This window comes from Streptomyces sp. RP5T (genome assembly GCF_003933965.1).
Lineage (GTDB): Bacteria > Actinomycetota > Actinomycetes > Streptomycetales > Streptomycetaceae > Streptomyces.
Genome location: NZ_RSAJ01001037.1, coordinates 1 through 1,576, shown reverse-complemented (window position 1 = coordinate 1,576; position 1,576 = coordinate 1). Strand labels below are relative to the sequence as shown.

At 72.1% G+C, this 1,576-nt stretch carries 2 protein-coding genes and 1 pseudogene; all 3 read right to left on the bottom strand.

Annotation, left to right across the window (positions count from 1 at the left end; all coding sequences use genetic code 11):
- Positions 1–148 (bottom strand): annotated as a pseudogene (locus tag EHS43_RS48615) (PadR family transcriptional regulator); the annotation flags it as partial.
- A 179-nt stretch (positions 149–327) separates the two neighbouring features.
- Positions 328–1,224, bottom strand: a complete 897-nt coding sequence (locus EHS43_RS44240) for an aminoglycoside phosphotransferase family protein (protein WP_125196025.1) — start codon at positions 1,222–1,224, stop codon at positions 328–330.
- A gap of 118 nt (positions 1,225–1,342) precedes the next feature.
- Positions 1,343–1,576 (bottom strand): alpha/beta hydrolase (locus EHS43_RS44235; RefSeq protein WP_148104327.1); only part of this gene is annotated, 234 nt, incomplete at its 5' end.

Below are 1,576 nucleotides of genomic sequence, written 5' to 3'. Positions count from 1 at the left end.
GCCCGGGACCGAAGCCCGGCCCTCCGAAGCCGGGGCCACCGGGACCGCCCGGACCGAAGGGCCCGAAGGCACCCCGCAGGCTCTCGGGACCACCACGGCCCCGACGACCGGCTCCACCATGTCCACGCTCGAATCCGTGGGAACGCATCGCAATCACTCCATTCCATCGTTGATCTGTCGCGATGCTTCAACGATATATCGGAACCGATCGCATGGCAAGGCCCTTGGTTTTCGACGTATATGAAGGAAGCCCCCGGTACGGCGGCGGGCCCGGCCTCGCCGACCCGCTCCGCCTTGCCGCGCACCCGACCTACGACCGGGGCGGCGTCACTCCGCCGACTCCAGAAGCCGGTGGAGGGTCCGGCGCCCCAGGCGGCTCATCTCCGGATTGGTCTCGGCGTAGTACCAGACAAGGCCCATCGCCTGTTCGAACGCCCACGCCTTGCCGCGCTCCCACTCCAGGTCGTCACAGCCCAGAGCCCGCCGGAGCACGCCCCGCGGGCCGGGCAGCAACAGGTGCCAGGCGCCGACCAGGTCGAGCGCGGGGTCGGCCGGGCCGAAGCCGCCGGTGTCGAGCACGCCGCCGAGCCGGTCCCCCGCGACCAGGATGTTGCCGGGGATCAGGTCACCGTGGCTCATGACGTCGGCGCTCGTACGCGGCAGCTCCCGGAAGCGGTTCCACAGCGCGCGCAGCCGGGGCACGTCGAGCAGCCCCTCGCTCTCCTCGAAGCACTTCGTCATCCAGCCGTCGTGATCGGCGAGCACACCGCCACGGTTGTCGCCGCTGAAGACCCGCCCCCGCGTCCCGGCGTCCCGCAGGGCCGCGACGAAGTCCGCGAGGTCCTCGGCGAACGCGTCCGACCCGCTCGAGTCGGCGTCCGAGGCGACCGTCCCCGGCAGCCAGGTCTGGACCGACCACGGCATGGGGTAACCCGCTCCGGGCCTTCCCAGGGCGACGGGCTCGGGGACGGGGAACCGGGACACCCGCGCCAGCTCCGCGCTCGCCTCGGCCTCCCGTTCCAGCACCGCCAGCACCTCGTCGGCGTCGGCCGACCGCAGGGGGAACCGCGCGGAGAGGTCGTCCCCGACGCGGAAGACCGCGTTGACCGTCCCGGTGGACGACAGCGGCCGGATCGCCTTGCCGCTCCACTGCGGGAACTGCTCCTCGATCAAGGCCGTGACGATGTCCGTGGTCACGTCCACCTGGTCGCGGTGCATGGTCATGCGCGCGGGCCCTCCCCCGGTCCGGCGCGAAGCCCCGGACAGCACATCGGATCATGTGGGACGACAGCCAGTCTTCACGCGCCAGGGCCCGGGTCAACGGAATTTCGCGGGAACCGGCTCACCTCAGGGCGTCACGCAAGGTCGTGGCCATCAGGTCGAGGGCCTCCTTGCCGGCCGCCACCGGCCCCGTGTGGGTGAAGTAGTGGTCGACCCCCTCGAAGACGCGGTGCGTGACCGGGACGCCCGCCGCCTCAAGGGCCTTGGCGTAGGCGTCCCCCTCCTCCCGCAGACGGTCGTTCTCCGCGGGGACGACCAGGGCGGGCGGGAGTCCGGCGAGGTCGTCGGCGAGGGC

Excerpts from the sequence above, each read along its gene's own strand:
- EHS43_RS44240 (WP_125196025.1), bottom strand. The coding sequence starts at position 1,224 with ATGACCATGCACCGCGACCAGGTGGACGTGACCACGGACATCGTCACG.